Origin of the sequence: Aeromonas sp. R1-2 (assembly GCF_040908505.1) — a bacterium.
Lineage (GTDB): Bacteria > Pseudomonadota > Gammaproteobacteria > Enterobacterales > Aeromonadaceae > Aeromonas > Aeromonas veronii.
The window spans coordinates 189015-213245 of sequence record NZ_JBFODU010000060.1 but is presented as its reverse complement, the minus strand read 5'-3'; the positions used below and the strand labels follow the sequence as shown (position 1 = coordinate 213245).

Below are 24231 nucleotides of genomic sequence, written 5' to 3'. Positions count from 1 at the left end.
ATTGGTTTCGGATTTTTTATGCGTATCGACCAGGCTCTCGATTTCCTACACGCCAGTAATGCCGCTCAGTTTGAGTCACTCTCCGACCTCATTCACCTCGAACTCATCACTTCCCTGCTCGGCGAAGAGGGCGTTGCTACCCTGCGCCGTCGCCGTATGCCCATGGAGCGCCTGGTCTGGGCCATCATCGGCATGGCCATCTTCCGCCACGTCCCCATGACCCAGCTGGTCAATCAGCTTGATATCCTGTTGCCCGGCGACCGCCCATTCGTTGCTCCCAGTGCCTTCCTGCAAGCTCGCCAAAAACTGGGGGACAAGAGCATCGAACGCCTGTTTCACGAGACCGCCTCGCGCTGGCACCAGCAGGCCAATCATCCGGGTTGGGCCGGGCTGCAACTGCTCGCCGTTGATGGCGTGATGTGGCGCACACCCGATACCCCGGACAATGCCGCCGCCTTTGCCAAGCCCGGTACCCGGCATGGCGAGACCACCTATCCGCAGGTGCGCATGCTCTGTCAGATGGAGCTGACCAGCCACCTGCTCACGCAAGCCGTCATGGAGAGCTGCGCCGTCAGCGAGATGGTACTGGCCGAGCAACTCATCGCGCGCACGCCGGACCACTCGCTCACCCTGTTCGACAAGGGGTTTTACTCCCTCGGCCTGCTCCACGCATGGCGGGCTGCGGGCGTAGAGCGGCACTGGTTGCTGCCGCTCAAAAAGGGCACCCAATACGAGGTGGTGCGCAAACTGGGGCGCCAGGATGCACTGGTCTTGCTGAACACCAGTCCGCAGGCGAGGAAGAAGTGGTCGCAGCTGCCAGAGACACTAGAAGCCCGCTTACTTACCCGCACCATCAACGGCAAAGAGCGGCAAGTGCTGACCTCAATGGTCGACCCGATGCGCTTTCCGAGCGCCGATATTGTCGAGCTCTACAGCCAGCGCTGGGAAATCGAGTTGGGCTATCGGGAGATGAAGCACAGCCTGCAACAACACCGACTGACCCTGCGTAGCAAGAAGGCAATGGGGATACGGCAAGAGCTGTGGGGCGTGTTGTTGGCGTACAACCTGCTGCGCCGCCAGATGGTAAAAATGGCGGCGAGTCTGAAGGGATACACGGCGAGCCAGCTGAGTTTTCACATGGCATCGGTGTACCTCATCCATGAACTGAGCTGCATGCCGTACTTGTCACCGGGGAGTATCCCGAAGCGGGTGGCGGAGCTGGATAAGCAGGCGGGGCAGTTTGTACTGCCGGAACGAAGGGAGCGGAGTTACCCCCGCAGTGTGAAGGCAAGACCACAAAAGTATGCGGTGCAAAAAACCAATAAAAACAATGCCAGTCAGGCTTAACTGACTGGCATTAGGCATATGGATGCCGGTTTTTTGTTTGACGATAAGAGGTGCGGCTTAGCGCAGGATCATCTCGTCACGGCCCGGGCCGACGGAAACCATCGGAACCGGTACGCCGAGCAGCTCTTCGATACGCAGCACGTACTGCTGGGCCGCTTTGGGCAGCTCTTCGAAGGTGCGGCAGCCGGTGATGTCTTCGCTCCAGCTTTCCATCTGCTCGTAAACCGGCTTCAGGGCTGCAGTTTGCGGCCAAATCGGGTTCTCGGTGTGGGCACCTTCGTAGGCCACGCAGATCTTCAGATCCGGCAGACCGGTCAGGCAGTCCAGCTTGGTCAGTGCCACTTCGGTGGCGGCTTGCAGCTCGACACCGTTCTTGGTGGCGACGGCGTCGAAGTAACCGACATCACGGGGACGGCCGGTGGTGGCACCGAACTCGTTGGTGATCTTGCGGAACTCGTCCTGGTTCTCCATGGCGGTCAGCAGGGTGCCGGTACCGACAGAGGAGCTGAATGCCTTGGCCACTGCGATGACGCGCTCCGGGCGCAGACCCGGCAGACCGCCACCGATACCGGCGTAGGCGCCAGATACGTGGGAGGAGGTCACCCAGGGGTATTCGCCGTAGATCAGGTCACGGCCAGCGCCCAGCTGCGCTTCGAACAGCAGGGTCTTGCCTTCAGCCTGCAGCGCTTTGAGCGGCATGCTGACGTTGCAGACGGCGTCGATCCACGGGGCAGAGACTTCCAGCAGCCAGTCGGCCATCTCCTGGGCAGTCTGGGTGAATTCGAAGGAGGGGTAGATAGCCTTCATCTGCGGCAGTTTCCAGTCCAGCATGAACTGGATGCGCTCGACCAGCACGTCCGGCTGTTTCAGCCAGCCAACCAGGATCGCTTTTTTCATGACGCGATCGCCGTAGGCAGGGGCGATGCCCTGACGGGTGGAGCCATAGGCGCCGTCACCAAGACGTTGCTCTTCCAGGGTATCTTCCAGTGCGTGCAGCGGCAGGCAGAGGGTTGCGCGGTCAGAGATGGCCAGCTTCGGAGTCACGCCGGAGGCTTTGACTTCGTCGAGCTCGACGGTCAGTTTCTCGGGGCTGATCACCATGCCCGGGCCGAGGACAACCAGGCAATCCGGGTTGAATACGCCACTCGGAACCTGGTGCAGCTTGAAGGTGCCAAGGTCGTTGACCACGGTGTGGCCAGCGTTGTTGCCGCCCTGGAAGCGAATGCTGGCGCCAGCTTGACCTGCCAGATAATCCACGATGCGGCCTTTGCCTTCATCACCCCAGTTAGCACCTACGACTACGATAGACGACATGACTCTTTCTCCTAAGACGTTAGGCGTCCATCCTAGGAGCCTGATGCGGATTAGAAAAATTAATTATCTTTATAATTCCGATAAGAAAAACATATAATTATGGCTAATTAAGCGGCAAACCGTCCGATTTTGCCTGGCAAGCCCCGCACATCGCGGGTTGAGGAACTCTTATGCTGGATATCCACTGGCTGCAAACCTTCGTCACCTTGGCCCGATTGCAACATTTTGGTCAAACCGCCACCGAGCTGCACATGACCCAACCCAATGTCAGCCTGCATATCAAACGGCTGGAGCAGGCGACCCGGGTGCGGCTGATCGAGCGCAGTCCGTTTCGCCTGACGCAGGCAGGGGAGCGGCTGCTGCAAAGCGCCGAGCGCACCATTGCCGAGTTGCAGCTCTGCCAGTCCGATCTCAATGCCCTCAACCAGCTGAGTCAGGGGACGCTGGCCATCGCCGCCAGCGACATCATCTCGCGCCTGCTGCTGATCCAGCCGTTCCAGCGCTTCAAGCGGGAGTTCCCCGGCATCGACCTTACCCTGTTCAACACCACTTCGGATCAGGCCGCCGAGCTGGTCAAGGCGGGCAAGGCGGATCTGGGTTTTGTCATGGCGCAAAAGCGCAGCGAGCCGCTCTTCTACACCGAGCTGCAACAGGTAACCTGGTGCGCGCTGGGCCACGGCCTTGCCCGCTGGCAGGCGCGGGCGGTGGCGGGGGAGAGCGACCCCCTCGACGAGCCGACCCTGATCCTGCTCGGTCACGACACCCGCACCCGGGCGCTGATCGACCCGTCCCTGCCGCTGCTGGCCTTGCCCCCCTGTCGCATCATGGAGGTGGGCAGCGTGGACGCCCAGCTCGATTGGGCCGAGGCAGGCTTTGGTGTCGCCATCGTGCCGGACTTCTCCCTGCATCCGCGCCTCAACCTCACCGCGCCGGTCACCAGCCTCGGCGACTTTCCCGGTACCAGTCTGGGCTACGTGGTGCGCCAGAATCAGGTGTTGTCGCGGGCCATCAAGCAGTTGCTACACTGGGTGGAGGAGGAGATCCAGAAGCCCAACCCCTATCTGACCCGGGTGATGGAGCCGTAGCGGTACGGCAAGGTGAGCAGGCCTATCGGGGTGACTGTGCAGCCATCAATTGCGTCACTATCGAACGCGCGTAAACAATCAGGGCAGCCGAGGCTGCCCTGATGTATTTGTTGGCGCTGACCATTCAGGGTTGCAGCGGTGTGGCTGCGCTGATGGATGGGGAGGGAAGTGTATCGGTTTTATTCTGCGGTGGGGTTTCGCCACTCACCGCGCTATTGGCAGGCTGGATTGCCTGCTCTTGCGGCGTAGTGGCCGCAGAGACGCTCTGTGGCAACTGAGTCGAAACGGCAGCCGATGGTGGTGGAACCGTTGACACTGCAGAAGAGGCCGAAGGGGCCCCGCTCTCACCCTCGGTGGCTGGCGTAGTGAGCTCAGAGGTGACCTCGAGCGCCTCTTCGGGCAAGGGATTAACCTCTGTGGCTTCTGTCGTCACTGCGGCACTGCTGGTGGCGGTCGCGTCAGAGGGCGCAGTCGCCCCGTCGGCGGCACTCACCGGCCCTGTCGTGGGCACCGCCTCCGAGGCCGATGGCGCTGGTGCTAACGGCTCCGGCATCAGCTGTTCCGCGGTTAACTGCTCGGGGGTCAGTGGCAAGGGGGCTGGCGGTTGATCCGACATCCCCGCATGGAGGGGCAGTTCGGTTTGCGCCTGCAACTGCTCGGGGGTCACCTTGCTCAGGGCAGGATGCAGCCGGCTGAACTGCTTGACCCGGGCCAGCAGGGTATCGCGCACGGTACGGACGATGGGGTCCGGCAGGCTGGCCAGCGCCACCAGTTCGGCACTCATCCCGATATTGTTGATGGCTGTGGTCTGTCCCGGATAGAGGTTGGCGGCGATACGGCTGCGCTGGTAGTAGGGGTGTTGCTTGAGCAGCGTGTCGATCTGCTCCCCTTCGATGGGGATGAGGCGCACCTTGCAGCGGCTGATCAGATCGCCGACCGCCAGACTGGGGTGACCGGCAACCACAAAAGCGGCATCCAGCGAGCCGTCGCACAGCCCTTCCAGCGGTTCGCTGTCCGACTTGAGCTGATAGGCAGCAAACTGCCCGGGTTGCCATCCCATGGCTGCCATCAGGGCCTGGCTGGTGATCTGCTCACCGGCGCCCTTGTTGCCCGGATAGACCCGCTTCCCTTCGATATCTGCCAGGGTGGTGATGCCGCTATTGGGGGCGGCCAGCAGGGTCAGCGACTCCTGATAGAGGCGAAACAGGCTGCGCAGCTCATGGTTGGCCCCCTGCCCACTGAAGGGACCGGTGCCGTGCAGGGCGTGGTGCAATACATCGGATTGTACCAGTGCCAGCTGTACGTCCCCCTTGTCGAGTGCCTTGAGGTTGGCCATCGAGCCACGGGTGCTCTGCACGGTGCAGCTGTCCCCATGCAGGGCATGGCCGGCATTGAGCACCCGGCAGATGGCGCCACCGGTCGGGTAGTAGACCCCATTGAGCGGGCCCGTTCCGATAGTCAGCGCCTGGCTGCCAAAGGAGAGCAGCGCAGAGAGTGCACAGAGTGGGAGCAGAAGGTGATGCAAGATCCGTAGAGACATAATTGACCGTTGACTGAGTTGACCGCTGGCTGATGACACAGCGAAAAAGGGATGGGGCTTGCCCATCCCGTTGCTGGCTGATCAGGGCTTGTTGTTGAGGATTGCCCGCTCCATCCGCGCCAGCGCGTCGGTCAGCCGTGCCCTGGTGCAGCCGAAGTTGAGCCGCACGAACTGGCCGTCGCCAAACTGGGCGCCGGGGGAGAGACCAACGCCGGCCTGCTCGAAGAAGGCGATGGGATCGGCAAGGCCAAGTGCGCTCACATCGATCCAGGCCAGATACGTCGCCTGATGACTGGCCAGCTTGACGCCGGGCCAGCGGGCCACCGCCTGCTGGATCAGGGCCAGATTGGCCGCCAGATAGTCGAGTTGCTCGGTCAGCCACTGTTCGCCACCTTCATAGGCCGCTTCGGCGGCGACAAAGCCCAGCAGGTTGACGTCGGCGCTGATGCCGCGCATCGCCTGTTGCAGCCTGAAGCGCAGACGGGCGTTGGGGATAATGGCGAAGGAGCAGCAGAGACCGGCGATATTGAAGGTCTTGCTCGGGGCCATCATCACCGCGCAGCGCTCGGCTGCTTGTGCACTGATGGCGCCGTAGGGAATGTGGCGGGCGTTTTTATCCAGCAGTAGATCGCAGTGGATTTCATCGGAGCAGATCACCAGATTGTGGCGCGCGGCGATGGCATCGATGGCCAGCAGCTCGTCACGGGTGAAGATGGTGCCGCCCGGGTTATGGGGGTTGCAGAGCAGCAGCAGATCTGCGGCGGGGGCCTGACGCTCCAGCTCTTCCAGATCCAGCACCCAGCGACCGGCTTCTTCAATCATCGGCACGGTAAGCAGGGGACGATCATTGAAGCCCGGCGCCTGCAGGAAGGGGTAGTAGACCGGCTTGGGGGTGATGATACCGCGGCCATGCTGGCTCCAGGCCTTGCAGGCGAGGTTGAGCCCCGGCACCACGCCGGGCAGGAACACCAGCCATTCGGGCTCGATTGCCCAGCCATAGCGGGTCGCCATCCGTTCGATAATGAGTTCGATCAGGCGCGGCGAGGGGCGTGAATAGCCGAAAATGCCGTGGGCGACCCGTTTGGTCAACGCCTCAATCACGGACGGGGGGGAGACAAAGTCGGTATCGGCAACCCACATGGGCAGCACATCCTGACCCTTGTACTTGTCCCATTTCAGGCTCATGGTGCCACTGCGGTCTACTTCCTGATCAAAATCAAACATGCGAACTCCTTGTGCTGGCAGGATGGGCTTTCACTCTACGGGGTCGCGGCCTCCCTCGCAAGGCGCATACCCGCTTATGCCATCCTTGAGCCCGCTCTTGATAGTGACATAAGATAGGCGCCGAATTTTCATACGGCTGCTGCCCGTTAGCCCGTATCGTCCCTCCAATCAGTGGTAACCCTATGAGCTTGTCGATAGCGGCGGTCAAACGCCCGGATCCCGTCTCTCTTTCATTTCTTGCCGTGACCTTTATGACCGGCGTCGCGGTGGCACTGCAGGTGCCTACCTTAAGTCTGTTTCTGGCCGAGGAGGTGCAGGTGCGCCCCTTTCTGGTCGGGCTCTTCTATACCATCAATGCGGTGGTGGGCATTCTGGTCAGCCAGTGGCTTGGCCACCGCTCCGACAACAAGGGGGATCGCAAGCGACTGATCCTGCGCTGCTGTTTTGCCGGGGTGGCGCTCTCCTTGCTGTTTGCCTGGAACCGCAACTACTGGCTGCTGGCGAGTCTGGGGGTGATGCTGGCGGCGCTGGCGGCCACGGCCAGTCCCCAGCTGTTTGCGCTGGCGCGGGAGTATTCTGACAGCCGCAACCAGCGGGCTGACATGTTCAGCTCGGTGATGCGGGCCCAGTTTTCGCTGGCCTGGGTCATAGGCCCGCCCATCGCCTTCGCGCTGGCCATCGGCTACGGTTTCGAGCTGATGTACCTGGCCTCGGCACTGGCCTACCTGCTCTGCGCCCTGGTGGTGTGGCGCTGGCTGCCCTCTCTGCCTTTGCCCAAGATGGCTGAAGAGACCGAGCGGGTCAGCAGTTGGCGGGATCCGGCGGTACGGGCGCTCTTTATCGCCTCAACCCTGATGTGGACCTGCAACAGCATGTACCTCATCAATATGCCGCTTTACATCACCCGGGAGCTCGGGATGGATGAGAAGCTTGCCGGTATCCTGATGGGCACGGCAGCGGCGCTGGAGATCCCCTTCATGCTGCTGGCGGGTTACTACACGGCTCGCTTTGGCAAGCGCCCCATGATGTTGCTGGCGGTGCTGGCTGGCGCGGCCTTTTACACAGGTCTGGTGACCCTCACCGACCAATACGCCCTGATCGCCTTGCAGCTGTTCAACGCCATCTTCATCGGTATCGTGGCGGGGATCGGCATGTCTTACTTTCAGGATCTGATGCCGGGGCGGGCCGGGGTGGCGACTACCCTGTTTGCCAACAGCATCCGCACCGGTTCCATCATGGCAGGGGCCATCGCCGGTGTGGTGGCGGAGGTGTGGAGTTTCCACGGGGTCTTTATGGTGGCGTTGGGATTGGCATTGGTGGCACTGGCCGCCAGCTGGCGGGTGCCCAACGTCTGACGGGGGAGCTGGCTGTTATTTGTCGTGTTGGGGCTGGGCGTGCGGGAGCTGCGATGACTCGCCCTGATACTCGTTACGCAGGCAGCGCAGCAGCAGCTCGGTCGCAGGGCCGAGGGATTCGGGGGAGAGGGTCAGCAGATAGGTGTAGAGGTGGCGTTCGTTGCCGCTCTCCAGATCCAGCTGTATGAGTGAACCTTCCGCCAGCTCCCGCTCTACCAGATGGCGCGGCAGCCAGGCATAGCCGAGGCCGAGGCGCAGCATGGCGAGCACTTCGTGGTAGTGGGTCGCCTTCCAGCCGGTGTCATCTGCATCGTTCCAGTCCACCGAGCGGTGAATGGGGGGATGAAGGCTGATCTGGTTGTGGCTGGTCAATACGTCGCTGCGGATGGGCCCCTCCTCTTGCGCCAGCGGATGGCTGGCGGCGCAGAGAGGCAGCAGGCACACCTCGTCCAGCAACAGGCCGGTGCGATCGCCGGGCAGGTGCTCGGAGAGCATCAGATCCCCCGGTTGCAGGGCGTTGAAGTGGCAGTGAATGCGTTCGTGCAGGTTGACCCGGCAACCCCGGCTGCGGGGATAGAAGCTGGCCAAGGCCCGATAGAGGCGATCCCTTGGCTGTAGCGCCGAAACATAGAGGTTGATCTGCGGCTCCCATTGCCGCTCCAGGTTGTTGGCCAGATTTTCCAGCTCCTCCACCTGCTGGCTCAGCTGACGGGCCCGCTTGAGGAAGATCTCGCCCGCCGGTGTCAGCACCGCCTTGCGGCCGCGCACCTCCAGCAAGGGCACCCCCAGACTCTGCTGCAACTTCGCAACCGCATGATTGAGGGAGGACTGGCTCTTGTTCAGCGCCTCGGCCGCCTGGGCGTAGCCGCCGCAGTCGACCACCGCCTGAAAGATCCGCCATTGCTCAAACGTGCTCTTGGGACGAAACATAGTTCAACCTGATTGGAGATAGGATGGTCAGTGGTTCGAACAGGGAGCCTGTGCCCCCTATTCAATTTAACCCCTGCCGCACAACACTCTGGGTATTTTATTGATTTATTTGGGCTGAGCCGCCTGTTTATTTTGGCTGAGCCACAAAGGTCTGGCCGGTTTTGCCGCGGCTGTCCGACCCCATCAGGTAGAGGTAGAGGGGCATCAGGTCGGCCGGAGTCTTGAGGTTCATGGGATCTTCCGCCGGGAAGGCGCTGGCGCGCATCTTGGTACGGGTACCGCCCGGGTTTAGGGTATTGACCCGCACACCGGTGTTCTCAAGCTCGTCGGCCAGCACTTCCATCATCCCCTCGATGGCAAATTTGGAGATGGCATAGGTGCCCCAGTAGGCGCGCCCCTTGCGCCCCACGCTGGAGGAGGTGTAGACGATGGAGGCATCGCCCTGCGCCTTGGCGGTTTGGCGCAGCAGCGGCAGCAGCGCTTGGGTCAGCAGGAATTCCGATTTGACGTTGACCTGCATCACCTCGTCCCACTCCTTCTCCTGAATGTGTTCAAACGGAGAGAGGGTGCCAAGCAGACCGGCGTTGAACAGCACGCCGTCGAGGCGGCCAAACTGCTGGGCGAAGGTTTCGGCCATGCCGCGGTAGTGGGCGGCGGTGGCCCCTTTCAGATCCACCGGCACGATGGCTGGCAGCGGATAACCGGCCGCTTCAATCTGGTCATACACGGCTTCGAGTTTGGCGCTGGTGCGGCCGAGCAGGATCACGGTGGCACCGTGAGCGGCGTAGGTGAGGGCGGCTTCGCGGCCGATCCCGTCGCCGGCACCGGTGACCAGAATGACTTTATCCTTGAGCAGATCGCGGGGCGCCTGATAATCGAGCATGACAACTCCTGTTAACAAATTCCGGCCATAAGTGCATGGCAATCGGCGCCAAGTGTACTGATCCGCGCGCCTGTTTGACCAGCCAGCGGCAAGAAAAATGTGAAGAAAATAGAGAGGTTGTGATGCTCGGGTTGGTTTTTCCTGGCACTGGCTGCGATTTTTTGCGCGCCTCCATCAAACTCCCTAGAATGTGACGAAAACCGATCCATTCTGGAGTCCATCGTGACATTTCTGACCGAATATGGCCTGTTTTTGGCCAAGACAGTGACCTTCCTGCTGGCCATCGGCGCCATCATCCTGATGATCGTCAGCACTCGCCAGCCGAAAGCGCGCAAGGGTGAGCTGGTGGTGACCGATCTCTCGAGTGAGCTGGAGCAGGGGCAGTTTGCCCTCAAGAGCGCGCTCGCCAGCAAGGCCGAGCGCAAGGTGCTGGAAAAGCAGCAGAAAGAGGAGCAGAAAAAACGCGCCAAGTCGGGGGATGAGCGCAGTCGCCTGTTCGTGCTCGATTTCAACGGCAGCATGGATGCCAAAGAGGTGGCCTCCCTGCGCGAAGAGGTGAGCGCGGTGATCGGCGTCGCCCAGCCTGGCGACGAGGTGCTGCTGCGACTCGAATCCGGTGGCGGCGTGGTGCATGGCTATGGCTTGGCTGCCTCCCAGCTGCAGCGGCTGCGCGATCGTGACATCAAGCTCACCGTGGCGATTGACAAGGTGGCGGCAAGCGGCGGCTACATGATGGCTTGCGTGGCGGACAAGATCCTGGCTGCCCCCTTTGCCATCGTCGGCTCCATCGGGGTGATCGCCCAGCTGCCGAACTTCAACAAGTTGTTGAAAAAGCACGATATCGAATTCGAGATGCACACCGCCGGTCAGTACAAGCGCACTATCACCATGTTCGGCGAGAATGACGATCTGGGGCGCGAGAAGTTTCGCGAGGAGCTGGCGGCGATCCACGAGCGCTTCAAGGCCTTTGTGGCCGAACACCGCCCGCAACTCGATATCGATCAGGTCACGACCGGTGAGCACTGGCTGGCAAGTCAGGCCAAGGGGCTGGGGTTGGTGGATACCCTCTGCACCAGTGATGACTATCTGCTGGCGCAGGCCAGCCACCACAAGGTGATCGGCATCAGCTATCGCAAGCCAAAAAGCCTGACCCAGAAGCTGGGACAGCAGGGCGCTCAGGCGCTGGAAGCCGGACTGGGGCGTCTGTGGCAGCAGAGCCCCTGGCGCTAGCCCGAGGGAAATCCCGCGATAAAAAGGCCAGCCGATGCCCATCGGCTGGCCTTTTTGCATCCGGTTGCACCTTGTCGGTGAGCGAGGGTTGTTTCTATTGAGGCCCTCTGTTACAACTGAATGCTTTCCCCGTTTATGACAGGATCTTGTGGTAAGAGCTGCGGGGCATGGAGCATAGCGATGTCATGGAGCACCTTCAGGCAATTTACCCCGCTGGTCTGGATCGTCATTCTGGGCACCTTCATGGTGCGTACCAGCTACTACATGGTGTGGCCCTTCCTCTCCATTCTGCTCTATCGGGAGTATGACCTTTCGGCCACCTTCATCGGCCTGTTGCTGGGTGGCTCGATGGCCCTCTCTACCCTGGTCAGTTTTTACGGCGGCTGGCTCTCTGATCGCTTCGGGCGGCGCAGCATACTGCTGGCCGGTTGTCTGGTGGCGATGCTCTGTTTCGGCCTGCTCGGCTTCTCCCATGCGGTGTTCTGGCTTGGGGTCGGGGTGATGGGTAGCGGCCTCTCGTCGGGGCTCATCGATGCCCCCGGTAAGGCGTTGATGGCTGACAGTCTGGCCTCGGCCAAGGCGCGGGAGTTGGCACTGCACCTGCGCTATTTTCTGCTCAACCTGGGGGCGGCGTTGGGGCCTCTGCTCGGGGTGACCCTCGGGATCAACGCCCAGCAGGAGACCTTCTTGTTTCTGGTGGTGAGCTATCTGCTGCTGGCGCTGGCCTTTGGCTGGGGATTTCGCCGGGCTGGCAGCACAGGCAAGCCGGGGACTGCTGGCCCCGGACTGCGGGATGCCATCAAGGTGTTGTTGGCGGATCGCGCCTTCCTGCTGCTGGTGATGGCCAATCTCCTGATGGTGCTGGTCTACTCCCAGTTTCACTCGCCGCTGGTGCAATACCTGACCCGAGCCGGTATGCCGCAGGTGGCCGAGCTGGTTGCTCTGCTGGTGGCGACCAACGCCCTGACCGTGGTGCTGCTGCAGTTTCCGCTGCTGCGGTTGTTGTCACGCTGGCCGGTGCGGGTGCGGCTTCATATCGGCATGGCGCTCTTTCTGGCGGCCCAACTGCTCTTCGCGCTGGGGGACCCGATGGTGCGCAGTCACTGGTTTGGCGCCGTGCTGCTGCTCAGCATCGGCGAGACCATCCTCTTCCCCCTGCTCAACGTGCTGATCGACCAGATGGCCCCCACCCACCTCAAGGGAAGCTATTTTGGCGCCAGTGCACTGGCCGGGTTGGGAGGAGCCGCCGGCGCCCTGCTGGGAGGCTGGATCCTCGAGCAGTGGAGCGGTCAGTGGCTCTATGTGCTGATGGCGATGCTTTGTGTGGCGATTTTTGCGCTCTATGAGTGGGGGGCCAGAGTACAGCGTCCCGCAGTGGCCACGTCTGTGGTTGAGCGGAGCTGACCCAGTTAATGCGGGGATCTGTGATGCTGAATGTTCAGTGCGTGCTACCCGGCGTCTTCTCCTTGAGCGCCTTCTTGGCTGCGTACATCCTCTCGTCGGCGAGCCGGATCAGGTTTAGCCCGTCGTCGTAGTGCTCCGGCCCGGTCTGCACTATGCCCATACTGAGGGTGAGATCGCCCAGCTGCTCCTTGACGGTGTTGACCAATCGTTTGAGATAGATATCCCGCGCCTGACTCTCGTTGCAGTTGGGCAGGATCAGGCAGAACTCATCTCCCCCATAACGAAAGCAGCTGTCTTCGGCGCGAAAGACCTGACGGATGCAGTTGCCGACGATGCGCAGGATCTCGTCTCCGCGCTGGTGACCTTCGGTATCGTTGATTTGCTTGAAGTTGTCGATATCGAGATAGGCGATGGCCATGGGTTCGGCACGGCGCTGACAGGTGCGCAGGCTTAGCAGCAACAGCTCGTTGAGGTGGCGAACGTTGAGCAATCCGGTCAGGGCATCGGTGCGGTTCAGCTCCTCCAGTTGTTTGGTACGCTCGCGTACTTTCTGCTCCAGACTCTTGGCATAGTTCTCTGACTTCTCTCTGGAGGACTCTATTTCCGACACTAGACTGCGAATGTAGGTTTCGAAGACCAGAGTGATGTCGAACAGAAAGAGTTTGTCCAGTGCGGCCAGCATGACGAGACGCTCCGGTTCATCGTGGATCTGCTCGAACATATCCTCGATCAGCAGGGCTTTGAGGGTGTTGATGGCGGCCAGATAGAGCTTGGGTTCGACCCCGATCCGCTTGTGAACCAACCCGATCCGCAGCCGGTTGTTGACGTACTCCAGATCGTAATGGCCGCTGAAGAGATCGAGCACATAGCGCCGTTGCGCGGTGCGCAACCGTATGAGGGTATCGGCATCCCCGATCAACAGGGCGATCTCGGTGATGGCCGTCTGCTGCTGGTAGAAGCGATCCACCAGGGCGTCTATCCGTGGTTCTATCTTGCCGCAATAACTTGCCAGCCGCGCCACATCCTGCTCATTGAGCAGCAATAACTCCTTGCGATGGGCAATCTCGAAGTCGGTGATCCTCATCTGCTCAAGCAGGGTCTGTTCGGTCGGATTCATCGTCGTCCTCGGTTTATTACTGGGCGTTACGCTGTCCGTGAGGTGGGACAAACAAGCTGGCGTGGCAACTGATAGTGTAGTCAGTGAGGCTGGCGGCGTGCGCAATGCCCCCGCGTGGCGGGGGCCATGGAGGGTCAGATGAGAGCTAAAGGGGCAAGAGATCCGGAGGGGGAGATCAGAACGTCAGCACCTTGTCGGCCGCCAGGGTCCATTGGGCCAGCATCGGCAGGGTGCCGACCTCAATGCCCTCGATCAGCGGCAGGGCGGTGATGCCACGGGCATCGGTGCAGGTCTTGCACAGGCGAATGGTGACGCCTTGCGCCAGCAGGATCTCCAGCATCTGGCGCAGGTTGTATCCCTCGGCCGGTGCCTGACCGGCCAGTGCTGCACTCACCGCATCGGACATCAGGAACAGCTTCAGGCTGGCACCACCCTGTTCGTTGAGGGCGATAGCGAGACGCAGGGCGTTGAACAGGGATTCGCTGCCATAGGGGGCACCGTTGGCAATGACCACAATTTGTTGATTCATAACAGACTCCCGATTGGAAAGAGCGCCATTGTAGAACCAACAGGGTGGCAATTGCGTGATGTTGCACAACTTCTGTCGCACCTTTTTCCCGCTTGCTTGACCCTGCTGCCGATCGAGGTTTTTATGGTCAGCTCGCAAACAAGACCGGATGAATCGAGATGTGGAAAGTATTGGGAGCCGGCTTGCTGCTGTTGGCGGGTCAGGCCTTTGGCAGTGAGGCGGTCGGTTGCAAGGCCCGTCTGCAGGCCGTCAACGACCAGCTGGTGTTTGCCAAAGCACACAACAATGCCGGGCAAATTGCCGGGCTCGAACAGGCAGCACGCAATATCAAGGCCCACTGTACCGATGAAGGTCTGCTCAAGGAGCAGAAAGAGCGGGTTAACAAACTGCGTGGTGAGGTGGACGAGCGTCTGCTCGAGCTGCAGGAGGCGAGAGTCAGTGGCAAACCGGAGAAGATTGCCAAGCGGCAGGCCAGGCTGGAGGAGTCCCAGACCCGGATGCTGGAGGCCCAGCGTGAGCTGGACAAACTGATCCGGCTGGTCGGCAAGTGATGGCCAGCCGCTGCACGCAGGATCAAAAAAGGCCGATTGCTCGGCCTTTTTTCGTTTTACGGTCTGTGTATCCGCTACTGCCGGTGCATCCGCACAAACTTCTCCATCAGCTGATCTTCGGTCTCCACATGAGCGGGATCCCAGATGATGCAGTCGATAGGGCAGACACTGATGCAGGTCGGCTTCTCATAGTGACCGACGCACTCGGTGCAGCGACTGGGGTCGATCTCGTAGATCTCCTCACCCAGGCTGATGGCCTGGTTGGGGCACTCGGGATCGCACATGTCACAGTTGATGCACTTGTCGGTGATGAGCAGCGCCATTTCAGGCCGCCGTGTGCGGGTTGCGGGTATCCTGGCTGTCGCCCAGATTGCGTAGCAAAATGCCGTAGTTCACATCCAGATCTTTCGGGACCGGCACATAGACAACGTGACCGTTGCCCGGCGCGGTGTCGATAAGCTCCCCTTTGCGGTTCTCCATCTGCTCCAGATTGAAACGGACGTTGCCCTGCGGGGTCATCAGCTCCAGGTTGTTGCCCACCAGGAACTTGTTCTTCACCTCGACCTCGACCATGTCACCTTTGCGACCGGTGATCTCGCCGACAAACTGCTGGGTGTCGGAGACGGAGTAGCCGTAGTCGTAGTTTTGGTATTCGCTGTGGTTGTGACGGCGCAGGAAGCCCTCGGTATAGCCGCGGTGGGCCAGGTTTTCGAGGGTGCCCATCAGGCTGCGGTCAAACGGCCGGCCGGCGACAGCATCGTCGATGGCCTTGCGATAGACCTGAGCGGTGCGGGCACAGTAGTAGAAGGACTTGGTGCGCCCTTCGATTTTCAGCGAGTGCACGCCCATTTTGGTCAGTCGTTCGACGTGCTCGACCGCGCGCAAGTCCTTGGAGTTCATGATGTAGGTGCCGTGTTCGTCTTCGAACGCGCTCATGTACTCGCCCGGGCGGTTGGACTCTTCCAGCAGCACCAGCGCATCGGTCGGTTTGCCAAGGCCTAGCGTGTTGTCCGGACGCACTGCGATGGGCTCCTGACGGTGGACGATCTGGCCCACGTCATCTTCTTTACCCTCGTGTACCTTGTACTCCCAGCGGCAGGAGTTGGTGCAGGTGCCCTGGTTGGGGTCACGCTTGTTGATATAGCCGGAGAGCAGGCAGCGGCCGGAGTAGGCCATGCACAGCGCGCCGTGAACGAACACTTCCAGCTCCATTTCCGGCACCTGCATGCGGATCTCTTCGATCTCGTCCAGCGACAATTCGCGGGACAGGATGGCGCGGGTCAGGCCCATCTGATGCCAGAACTTCACCGTCGCCCAGTTGACCGCGTTGGCTTGCACCGAGAGGTGAACCGGCATATCCGGGAAGGCTTCGCGCATCATCATGATGAGACCAGGGTCGGACATGATCAGCGCATCCGGCTTCATCTCCACCACAGGGCGCATGTCGCGGATAAAGGTTTTGAGCTTGGAGTTGTGGGGCTGGATGTTGGCCACCACATAGAACTGCTTGCCCAGCGCATGGGCTTCGTTGATGCCCAGCTGTAGGTTTTCGTGATCGAATTCGTTGTTGCGCACCCGCAGGCTGTAGCGGGGCTGACCGGCATAGACGGCATCAGCGCCATAGGCATAGGCGTAACGCATGTTCTTGAGGGAACCTGCGGGGGAGAGCAATTCTGGTTTAAACATGGCGGACTCTTTATATCTGATTGCAAATCAGGACGATGCCACCTGATGGCATCGTAGTGGTTGAGTTGCGGTGCAAGAAGCTCTCCGAGAGGAGGCTCAATGCAGCGCTACCCGATGACGGCATATCCGGGGTTATCTAAAGAAGATGCACCGGATATTCGGGGTGCGAGATTGTACTCGCACCCACGTCATCATGCAATTTGGCAGGAATATCATGCGAATGGAAAATCAGTTTTTGGGGAATCTTTGATGGTGGGTTAGCGATAGTTGCTGATGTTCAATTATCCAGTGCGAGTTGAAAATCGGGAAACTGTTCGCTCATAAAATTACGGGGGCTGTGGCCATTGCCTGCAGTGGCCAGCCATTCCCAATCCAGTCTTGGCGAACCCGCTTTGAAGCGTTGATAGGCAACGCCCTGATGAATGGTCAGAAAGAGGGTCGTGGGGAGTCCCAGCTTGTTGCTGTAGCGCACCATCAGCTCGCCCTGATAGTCGTTGCTGATTCTGACTTTGAGCGCCTGCAATGTCAGACCGGTGGCGTGACCATGCTCGTCCCAGACTTCAAACATGATGTGAATACCCTGTTATTGATGGTGCCACAATCATCAATATCGGACGCAATTGCAACTGTCAGATCTGACAAGGTCGGGAAAATGTGATGAGAATGGAAGAAAGCGAAAACCCGGCGCTAGGCCGGGTTTTCTTGAATGATGGTGGAGGGAGAAGGATTCGAACCTTCGAAGGCAGAGCCGTCAGATTTACAGTCTGATCCCTTTGGCCGCTCGGGAACCCCTCCACAGGGGCAAAGCAAATTGTATTCAGCCATTTCAATCGGGGAAATGGTGGAGGGAGAAGGATTCGAACCTTCGAAGGCAGAGCCGTCAGATTTACAGTCTGATCCCTTTGGCCGCTCGGGAACCCCTCCACGGGGTATTTCCTGATTGTCACTACTTTTGCACTTGAATGGTGGAGGGAGAAGGATTCGAACCTTCGAAGGCAGAGCCGTCAGATTTACAGTCTGATCCCTTTGGCCGCTCGGGAACCCCTCCCCAAGTGCGAGGCGCATACTATCAGATCCAGAGGCTTTGTGAACCCCTTGATGAGGCATCTGGCAGTAAAAAATGACTGTTCGTCGATTTTTTGATACATCCAGCTCAAAATTCAAGCTTATCAGCAAGTTGTGCGCTGCTTTTCTGCACAAAACAGCATCCGTGCAATTTTGCGATCGCGCTGAAGAGAAGGCAGATAGCAGATAGCAGAAGACCGCCAGCGTTGGCGGTCTTCCCGGGCATCACATTTAGCGCTGGAACGGGTAGACCGAACCCAGTTTCAGGATCTGGGTCAGCTCGTCCAGTGTGCTGCGGGACTCCTGCACCAGTGCGGGATCCCGCAGATCGTCGAGGGTCAGCCGGTCACGGTAGTGGCGATCGACCCAGCCATTGAGGCGGGCAAACTGGCTGTCGTTGATAAGGCAGGCCGGATTGACCGCAGCGAGTTCCTGATCGTTCATGGCAACCCGCAGTCGCAGGCAGGCCGGGCCGCCACCATTACGCATGCTCTGTTTCACATCCATATAGTGGACCGCCTTGATCGGAGTCTCCTGCGTCAGCAGCTTGCCGAGATAGGCCGACACCGCCGGATTATCGCGGCACTCGGTGGGGGCGATAATGGCCATCTCGCCGCTCGGCAGGGTGAGGATCTGGGTGTTGAACAGGTAGGATTTCACCGCATCCAGCACCGACACCTCGGCGGTCGGCACTTCGATAAAGTGCAAATCCCCCTCGCCAAACTTGTCGCTGATCTCGGCCAGCACCGCTTCGGTGTTGAGGAACGCTTGCTGGTGGAAGAAGAGCACGTTCTGGTTGCCCACCGCGATCACGTCGTTATGGAATACCCCCTGATCGATCACCTCCGGGTTTTGCTGAATAAACACCACGCTCTCCTCGCCAAGGCCATGCAGGCGGGCGATGGCCTGGCTTGCCTCCAGGGTCTGGCGTGCCGGGTAGCGCTTCGGCGCCGGGCGGGAGTAGTCAAAGGCGCTGCGGCCATAGACAAACAGCTCGACCCCCGCCTCGCCATAGGCGCGGCAGAGGCGGGTGTGGTTGGCCGCCCCCTCGTCGCCGAAGTGGTCATTTTCCGGCAGATGGAGGTGGTGGCTGAAGTGGCGATCGTTGTTGAACACGGCGCGCAGGATACGGCCCGTGACGTCCGGCTCCAGGGAGCGGTGAAACTTGTTGGTCAGGTTGGCGGGGGTGAAGTGAATGCGGCCATCCTGGGTATCAGCACTGGGGGAGACGGTGGCGGCGTTAGCTGTCCACATGCTGGAGGCCGAATAGCAGGCAGCCAGTACGGCGGGAGCCTGTTTGGCGGCCTGCTCCAGCACCCGGGCATCGTTGCCGGTGAAGCCTAGGCGGCGCAGGGTGGCGAGATCGGGACGCTCTTGTGGCGCCAGCACCCCCTGGGTCATGCCAAGCTCGGTCAGCGCCTTCATCTTGCGCAGTCCCTGTTTGGCGGCCTCTTTCGGATTCGAAGCCTCCTGGGCATTGCTCTGGGAGGCAACGTTGCCGTAGGAGAGGCCAGCATAGTTATGAGTCGGGCCGACCAGACCGTCGAAATTGACCTCGAAGTGCTTCATTGAGTACATCCTTTCGATTTTTATGATGGGTAGCGGTTCCTTCCGCGCGCAATGCGTCGGGGTTGGGCCATTATAAAGAGATTTTATGTTTTTGTAACAAGCCGGTAACCAGCAGACGTTTTTATGTCGTTTCAGATATAAAAAGAGGGGCGGTATGGCAGAAAATTGAAAAAGCGGTTGCGTCCGGCCTGTTGCCTTCGCATTAATAAATAAAGAAGCAATAAAAGAAGCCGTGTGGTTCGGGCTGGTCAGGCAAATTTGCTCACAAGATTGCTTTTTCGCGCCAAATCTCTTATACAGCCCCACAAAACCGCACACCAACCCCGTCGGGTGCAATGAGGATAATAGTTACAGCATGGGCAAATCACTGGTCATAGTGGAGTCTCCGGCCAAGGCCAAGACGATCAACAAATATCTGGGCAAGGACTACGTGGTGAAATCCAGCGTGGGTCATGTTCGCGATCTGCCCACCAGCGGCAGCGCCAGCACCGAGCCCAAGAAACCTGTCATTCGCGGCATCAAGTTGAGCGAATCCGAGAAGGCTGCCAAGGATCGCAAGGCCCTGTTTGCCCGGATGGGTATCAATCCGACCGCTGGCTGGCAGGCTAACTACCAGATTTTGCCCGGCAAGGAGAAGGTGGTCAGCGAGTTGCAAAGTCTGGCCGAGAAAGCCGACACCATCTATCTCGCAACCGACTTGGATAGAGAAGGAGAGGCGATCGCCTGGCACCTGCGCGAGATCATCGGTGGCGACGACAGCCGCTACAAGCGCGTGGTGTTCAACGAGATCACCAAGAGCGCCATCAAGGAGGCGTTTGCCCAGCCGTCCGAACTCAATATTGACCGCGTCAATGCCCAGCAGGCCCGTCGTTTCCTCGACCGCGTGGTGGGTTACATGGTCTCCCCGCTGCTGTGGAAAAAGCTGGCCCGCGGTCTCTCCGCCGGTCGGGTGCAGTCTGTCGCGGTGCGTCTCATCGTCGATAAAGAGCGCGAAATCAAGGCGTTCGTTCCGGTCGAGTTCTGGGATCTCAATGCCGACCTGCTGACCGCCGACAAGAGCGATCTGCGGATGGAAGTGGTCAGCCGCAACGGGGCCGACTTCAAGCCGGTGACCCAGGCCGAGACCTTTGCCGCTGTCGCAGCCCTGGAAGGGGTCGACTACAAGGTTGTTAACCGGGAAGACAAGCCGACCGGTTCCAAACCGTCCGCGCCGTTTATCACCTCCACCCTGCAGCAGGCGGCCTCTACCCGCCTGAGCTTCGGGGTCAAGAAGACCATGATGATGGCCCAGCGTCTCTATGAAGCGGGTTACATCACCTATATGCGTACCGACTCCACCAACCTCAGCAAAGAGGCGGTTGAGGCGGTGCGTGAATATATCGGCGAGCAGTATGGCGCTGCCTATCTGCCAGCCGAGCCGAATTTGTATGGCGCCAAGGCCAATGCCCAGGAAGCGCACGAGGCGATCCGTCCCTCCAACGTACAGGTGACTGCCGAGATGCTGGAAGGGATGGAGCCGGATGCCATGCGTCTGTACGATCTCATCTGGCGTCAGTTCGTTGCTTGCCAGATGACCCCGGCTCAATACGACTCCTCCACCCTGACCGTCAAGGCGGGTGAGTTCGAGCTCAAGGCCCGTGGCCGTACCCTGCGCTTCGCCGGTTGGACCAAGGCACTACCGCCGATGGGTCGCAAGGGCGAAGATAGCCAGCTGCCGGCGGTGACCGTTGGCGAGGTGCTGAAACTGGTCAAGCTGGATCCGCGCCAGCACTTCACCAAGCCGCCGGCCCGTTTCACCGAAGCGGCGCTGGTGCGCGAGCTGGAAAAACGCGGCATCGGCCGTCCGTCTACCTACGCCTCCATCATCTCCACCATCGTCGATCGCGGTTATGTGCGGGTCGAGAGCCGCCGTTTCTTCGCCGAGAAGATGGGCGAGATTGTCACCGATCGTTTGGTGGAGAACTTCGTTGAGCTGATGAACTACGAGTTCACCGCCAAGATGGAAGACAAACTCGATGGCATCGCCGAAGGGAGCCTGGAGTGGAAGAAGGTGCTGGACGCCTTCTACGCCGAGTTTACCCAGGAGCTGGAGAAGGCCGACAAGGCGCCCGAAGAGGGCGGCATGCGTGCCAACCAGATGGTGATGACCGACATCGACTGCCCGGATTGTGGCCGCAAGATGGGGATTCGTACCGCCACCACCGGCGTGTTCCTCGGCTGTTCCGGCTATGCCCTGCCGCCGAAAGAGCGCTGCAAGAAGACCATCAACCTGGTCTCTGCCGACGAGTTTGTCTCCGCCACTGACGGCGAAGAGGCGGAAACCGAAGCGCTGCGCGCCAAGCACCGCTGCGGCGTCTGTGGCACAGCGATGGATGCCTACATCATCGATGACAGCCGCAAGCTGCACGTCTGTGGTCGCAACCCGGATTGCGATGGCTACGAGATCGAGAAGGGCCAGTTCAAGCTCAAGGGCTACGAAGGGCCGAGCATCGAGTGCGACCGTTGCGGCAGCGAAATGCAGCTCAAGAACGGCCGTTTCGGCAAGTACATGGGCTGCACCAACGAGACCTGCAAGAACACCCGCAAGATCCTGAAAAACGGCGACATCGCGCCGCCGAAGGAGGATCCGGTGCCGCTGCCGGAGCTCAAGTGCACCCAGTCCGATGCCCACTTTGTGCTGCGTGACGGGGCTGCCGGTCTGTTCCTGGCGGCCAGCAACTTCCCCAAATCTCGCGAGACCCGCGCGCCGCTGGTGGAAGAGCTCAAGCGCTTCAAGGATCGCATCTCCGCCAAGCACAAGTATCTGGCTGGTGCCCCGCTCACCGATCCGGACGGCAACCCCGCCATCGTGCGCTTCAGTCGCAAGACCAAGGAGCAGTATGTGATGAGCGAGGTTAACGGCAAGGCGACCGGTTGGACTGCTCACTACGACAACGGTACCTGGCAAGAGAGTTTGCCAAAGGCTAAAAAAGCCTGATGAAAAGAGGCCCCGACAAGGGGCCTCTTTGCTTATGGATAGCGGTATACTGAGACAGCTGCAAGGAGTGCAGCTGTCGTCAATCGCGAAGTAGACAAGGAGGTTGAGATGGAGATTAACGAGATCCGGCCGGGCATGAGCTGCATGACCCGGGAAGGGGCGGCCTATGTGCTGGAGGTTGACCGGCAGAGCCTGCTGGTGCTGCTGCAGCGCGCGGATGAGACCATACCGGTGCAGGTGCGCAGCGACGAGATCCTGGCGCCGCTGGAGTGATCCGGCTGTGACCCCCTCAAAACGGCAGTAGAAAAAGCAGCTCGGCCAGATCGGGCTGCCATTGCCACTCCTTCATTCTGACCCTCCCCCCGATCACCACGACCCCCTCCTGCTGCAGGCGTCCCGTCTGTTCGGCAAAGCCTGGCGATCCTTTCGGTAACGAGATGGTGCCCGCTGCGCCCAGCACCCGATGCCACGGCAGTACCTTGTCGGTTTCCCGCAGCACCTTGCCTACCAGTCTTGCCCGTCCGGGCAGCCCCGCCAGATCGGCCACCTGACCGTAACTGACCACCCGGCCTGCCGGGATCAGGGCGATGATCGCTTCGATACGGGCAGCTTTGTTCAATGGGGATGGACTTGATTCAATGCTCATAGACCCGATTCGTCAAAAACAACAGAAGCGCCATTGTGGCGCTTCTGTCATGGAGCTGGCAATGATTCAGCCGAATGTCTGGCTAAGCCCCTTCAGTTGCTTGGCCCGTTCCAGCAGAGCCTGACTGGAGTGATCGACATCCAGCATCTTCTGACTGTTGGCGTGGGAGTACTCGGAGATCTGGTGGATGCTGCGGCTGATCTCCTCCACTACTGCTTGTTGCTGCTCAGCAGCGGTGGCGATCTGGGTGGAGTGTTCGGTGACCAGCTCTATCTCTGCCAGCACGGTATGGAGGCTGCTGGCGCCCTGGCGGGTCATCTCGGCACATGCGCGGGTCTGTTGCAGGTTCTCCTGCATCATCTCCTTCCAACGTCCCAGCGTGTGCTGGATCTGCTTGATGCTGCCCTGGATCTGCTCGGTCGCCTTGTGGGTGCGGGTCGATAGAGTACGCACCTCGTCTGCGACCACTGCAAAACCACGGCCCTGCTCCCCGGCGCGAGCCGCTTCGATGGCGGCGTTGAGGGCCAGCAGGTTAGTCTGCTCGGCGATGCCCTGGATCTCGCCCATTACACTGCCAATCCGTTCGGATTCGCTGGCGAGCTCCACTGCCGAGTTGAACGCCAGCTCTGCCTGTTTGGCGAGCTGTTCGATCTGTTGCTCGGTCTGGTTCAACTGCTGGTTGGTTTGTTCACAACGATTGCGAGCTTCGTTGACCTGACCGTTGGAGTCCTGAATGTTGCGGGCGATTTCGTGAGCTGTGTTGGCCATTTGAGTCATAGCCGTAGCCATCTGCTGGGTCTGGGCATCTTGCTCGTTGATATCGAGACAGGCCTGATGAGAGGCCTGCTTCAGATTGATGGCCAAGGTTTGCAGAGGTGCCGTGGCATCGTTGATCCGTCCCAATACGGTTCGGATGCGGGCTTGAAGCATCTTGATATGAAAATCGGCAATGGCGCCGGGGTTGTCACCGGAGTAGACCAGCCGAGTCAGACTGTCATATTCACGGCCCAGTTGCTGCAGATAGTGGGGCAGGGCAAAGAGCTCGCGCCAGTAGGCTCCGCCAAGAAGCAACAGGGGCAGCAGCATCAGCAGGACGGTCATAGCCCCTTGGCTGGCGAAGGCCCAGCCCATCATGCCGAGCAGCAGCAGGGTAATGGCCGGGGTGCGCACTCTGGCAAGAGAGGGAAGGTTGTTGCTGTTGCCGCGCTCGGCCTTGAGCAGGGCTTGGTAGGTCTGAGCGGCGATGCGCTTGAATTGGGGCTCGGGCTTGCAGCGTACCGACTGGTAGCCGCTGATCCTGTTGCCTTCGTAGATGGGGGTGACGTAGGCATCTACCCAGTAGTAACGACCATCCTTGCAGCGATTTTTGACGATGCCGCGCCAGGGTTTGCCCTCCTTGAGGCGGGCCCAGAGATCGGCGAAGGCGGCCTTGGGCATGTCCGGGTGGCGTACCAGATTATGGTTGTGACCGACCAGCTCGTCGGCGCTATAGCCGGCGATGGTGCAAAAAGCCGGATTGGCATAAGTGATCACCCCGCGCAGGTCAGTGGTGGAGACCAGTTGTACGTCGGCAGGAAACTCCACTTCGCTATCCAGGGTATGGACATCTCTGCGGGCCATAGGAATACGCTCCGATGTTCTTGTTGATAATGTTGTCGTTGTTATTGTGGCAGATCTGGAGGTGGCCGCAGGCTCGCGCCAGCAGGAGGCAGACCAGCTTCATTGGGGGCTGGATTTTGCCAATAATGGCGGATGAATGGTAGGGGGAAGTTGATGTTT

The 24231-nt window shown here is 60.1% G+C and carries 21 protein-coding genes and 3 tRNA genes; 8 read left to right on the top strand and 16 right to left on the bottom strand.

The window, feature by feature from the left end:
* Positions 1-18 precede the first annotated feature (18 nt).
* Positions 19-1347: an IS4 family transposase gene (locus AB5Y76_RS21450; protein WP_263716891.1), complete on the top strand. Its 1329-nt coding sequence runs from the start codon at positions 19-21 to the stop codon at positions 1345-1347.
* Between the two features lie 57 nt (positions 1348-1404).
* On the opposite strand, the gene AB5Y76_RS21445 is transcribed toward AB5Y76_RS21450, so the two are convergent.
* Positions 1405-2661, bottom strand: a complete 1257-nt coding sequence (locus AB5Y76_RS21445) for an adenylosuccinate synthetase (protein ID WP_005334922.1) — start codon at positions 2659-2661, stop codon at positions 1405-1407.
* Positions 2662-2831: 170 nt separating this feature from the next.
* Between AB5Y76_RS21445 and AB5Y76_RS21440 the strand changes: the two genes are divergently transcribed.
* Positions 2832-3746 carry a LysR family transcriptional regulator gene (locus AB5Y76_RS21440; protein ID WP_005353868.1) on the top strand — a complete coding sequence of 305 codons (915 nt, stop codon included), beginning with the start codon at positions 2832-2834 and terminating at the stop codon, positions 3744-3746.
* Positions 3747-3870: 124 nt separating this feature from the next.
* Here AB5Y76_RS21440 and AB5Y76_RS21435 read toward each other — a convergent pair whose 3' ends face one another.
* The gene (locus AB5Y76_RS21435; RefSeq protein WP_263716889.1) at positions 3871-5286 is read right to left on the bottom strand and encodes a TAXI family TRAP transporter solute-binding subunit; all 1416 of its coding nucleotides are present in this window, start codon (positions 5284-5286) and stop codon (positions 3871-3873) included.
* Positions 5287-5367: 81 nt separating this feature from the next.
* Entirely contained in the window at positions 5368-6510 is a 1143-nt protein-coding gene (locus tag AB5Y76_RS21430) for a MalY/PatB family protein (RefSeq protein ID WP_201904797.1), read from the bottom strand.
* Positions 6511-6692: 182 nt separating this feature from the next.
* Between AB5Y76_RS21430 and AB5Y76_RS21425 the strand changes: the two genes are divergently transcribed.
* Positions 6693-7865: an MFS transporter gene (locus tag AB5Y76_RS21425; protein ID WP_263716888.1), complete on the top strand. Its 1173-nt coding sequence runs from the start codon at positions 6693-6695 to the stop codon at positions 7863-7865.
* Positions 7866-7880: 15 nt separating this feature from the next.
* Here AB5Y76_RS21425 and AB5Y76_RS21420 read toward each other — a convergent pair whose 3' ends face one another.
* Together AB5Y76_RS21420 and AB5Y76_RS21415 are read right to left on the bottom strand one after the other, a co-directional pair.
* Positions 7881-8795: a LysR family transcriptional regulator gene (locus AB5Y76_RS21420; protein WP_139463475.1), complete on the bottom strand. Its 915-nt coding sequence runs from the start codon at positions 8793-8795 to the stop codon at positions 7881-7883.
* A 127-nt stretch (positions 8796-8922) separates the two neighbouring features.
* A complete protein-coding gene (locus AB5Y76_RS21415) occupies positions 8923-9678 on the bottom strand; it encodes a YciK family oxidoreductase (protein ID WP_005334909.1) in 756 nt (251 codons plus the stop codon).
* Positions 9679-9900: 222 nt separating this feature from the next.
* On the opposite strand from AB5Y76_RS21415, the gene sohB reads away from it, so the two are divergent.
* Positions 9901-10908: a protease SohB gene (gene sohB, locus AB5Y76_RS21410; protein WP_263716887.1), complete on the top strand. Its 1008-nt coding sequence runs from the start codon at positions 9901-9903 to the stop codon at positions 10906-10908.
* Between the two features lie 180 nt (positions 10909-11088).
* A complete protein-coding gene (locus tag AB5Y76_RS21405) occupies positions 11089-12312 on the top strand; it encodes an MFS transporter (protein ID WP_263716886.1) in 1224 nt (407 codons plus the stop codon).
* A gap of 34 nt (positions 12313-12346) precedes the next feature.
* Here AB5Y76_RS21405 and AB5Y76_RS21400 read toward each other — a convergent pair whose 3' ends face one another.
* Both AB5Y76_RS21400 and AB5Y76_RS21395 read right to left on the bottom strand, forming a co-directional pair.
* Complete coding sequence (locus AB5Y76_RS21400) at positions 12347-13429, bottom strand: protoglobin domain-containing protein (protein WP_263716885.1); 1083 nt, start codon at positions 13427-13429, stop codon at positions 12347-12349.
* A gap of 175 nt (positions 13430-13604) precedes the next feature.
* A complete protein-coding gene (locus tag AB5Y76_RS21395; RefSeq protein WP_005334901.1) occupies positions 13605-13958 on the bottom strand; it encodes a DsrE/DsrF/TusD sulfur relay family protein in 354 nt (117 codons plus the stop codon).
* Positions 13959-14116: 158 nt separating this feature from the next.
* On the opposite strand from AB5Y76_RS21395, the gene AB5Y76_RS21390 reads away from it, so the two are divergent.
* Complete coding sequence (locus tag AB5Y76_RS21390; protein WP_127005868.1) at positions 14117-14509, top strand: DUF1090 domain-containing protein; 393 nt, start codon at positions 14117-14119, stop codon at positions 14507-14509.
* A 74-nt stretch (positions 14510-14583) separates the two neighbouring features.
* On the opposite strand, the gene AB5Y76_RS21385 is transcribed toward AB5Y76_RS21390, so the two are convergent.
* The 7 genes from AB5Y76_RS21385 to astB all read right to left on the bottom strand — a co-directional run bounded on the left by AB5Y76_RS21385 (position 14584) and on the right by astB (position 18829).
* Positions 14584-14832: a YfhL family 4Fe-4S dicluster ferredoxin gene (locus AB5Y76_RS21385; protein ID WP_005334896.1), complete on the bottom strand. Its 249-nt coding sequence runs from the start codon at positions 14830-14832 to the stop codon at positions 14584-14586.
* Between the two features lies 1 nt (position 14833).
* Positions 14834-16195 (bottom strand): tRNA 5-hydroxyuridine modification protein YegQ, encoded by a 1362-nt coding sequence (gene yegQ / locus AB5Y76_RS21380; RefSeq protein ID WP_263716882.1) that lies wholly within the window; start codon positions 16193-16195, stop codon positions 14834-14836.
* Between the two features lie 277 nt (positions 16196-16472).
* Positions 16473-16763: a hypothetical protein gene (locus tag AB5Y76_RS21375; RefSeq protein ID WP_263716881.1), complete on the bottom strand. Its 291-nt coding sequence runs from the start codon at positions 16761-16763 to the stop codon at positions 16473-16475.
* A gap of 142 nt (positions 16764-16905) precedes the next feature.
* Positions 16906-16990: transfer RNA gene (locus AB5Y76_RS21370), tRNA-Tyr, on the bottom strand.
* Between the two features lie 44 nt (positions 16991-17034).
* Positions 17035-17119 (bottom strand) — tRNA-Tyr (locus tag AB5Y76_RS21365).
* A gap of 39 nt (positions 17120-17158) precedes the next feature.
* A tRNA-Tyr gene (locus AB5Y76_RS21360) sits at positions 17159-17243 on the bottom strand.
* A gap of 248 nt (positions 17244-17491) precedes the next feature.
* Positions 17492-18829, bottom strand: coding sequence for an N-succinylarginine dihydrolase (gene astB / locus AB5Y76_RS21355; RefSeq protein WP_368177821.1), 1338 nt, complete (start codon positions 18827-18829; stop codon positions 17492-17494).
* Positions 18830-19184: 355 nt separating this feature from the next.
* On the opposite strand from astB, the gene topA reads away from it, so the two are divergent.
* Positions 19185-21806 (top strand): type I DNA topoisomerase, encoded by a 2622-nt coding sequence (topA, locus tag AB5Y76_RS21350; RefSeq protein WP_107683628.1) that lies wholly within the window; start codon positions 19185-19187, stop codon positions 21804-21806.
* Positions 21807-21914: 108 nt separating this feature from the next.
* Positions 21915-22079: a hypothetical protein gene (locus tag AB5Y76_RS21345; protein WP_005334891.1), complete on the top strand. Its 165-nt coding sequence runs from the start codon at positions 21915-21917 to the stop codon at positions 22077-22079.
* Between the two features lie 16 nt (positions 22080-22095).
* Here the strand turns inward: AB5Y76_RS21345 and AB5Y76_RS21340 are convergent, their stop codons facing one another.
* Positions 22096-22452, bottom strand: coding sequence for an MGMT family protein (locus AB5Y76_RS21340; protein WP_005362155.1), 357 nt, complete (start codon positions 22450-22452; stop codon positions 22096-22098).
* Positions 22453-22518: 66 nt separating this feature from the next.
* Positions 22519-24072: a PAS domain-containing methyl-accepting chemotaxis protein gene (locus AB5Y76_RS21335; protein ID WP_263716879.1), complete on the bottom strand. Its 1554-nt coding sequence runs from the start codon at positions 24070-24072 to the stop codon at positions 22519-22521.
* Positions 24073-24231: the final 159 nt, after the last annotated feature.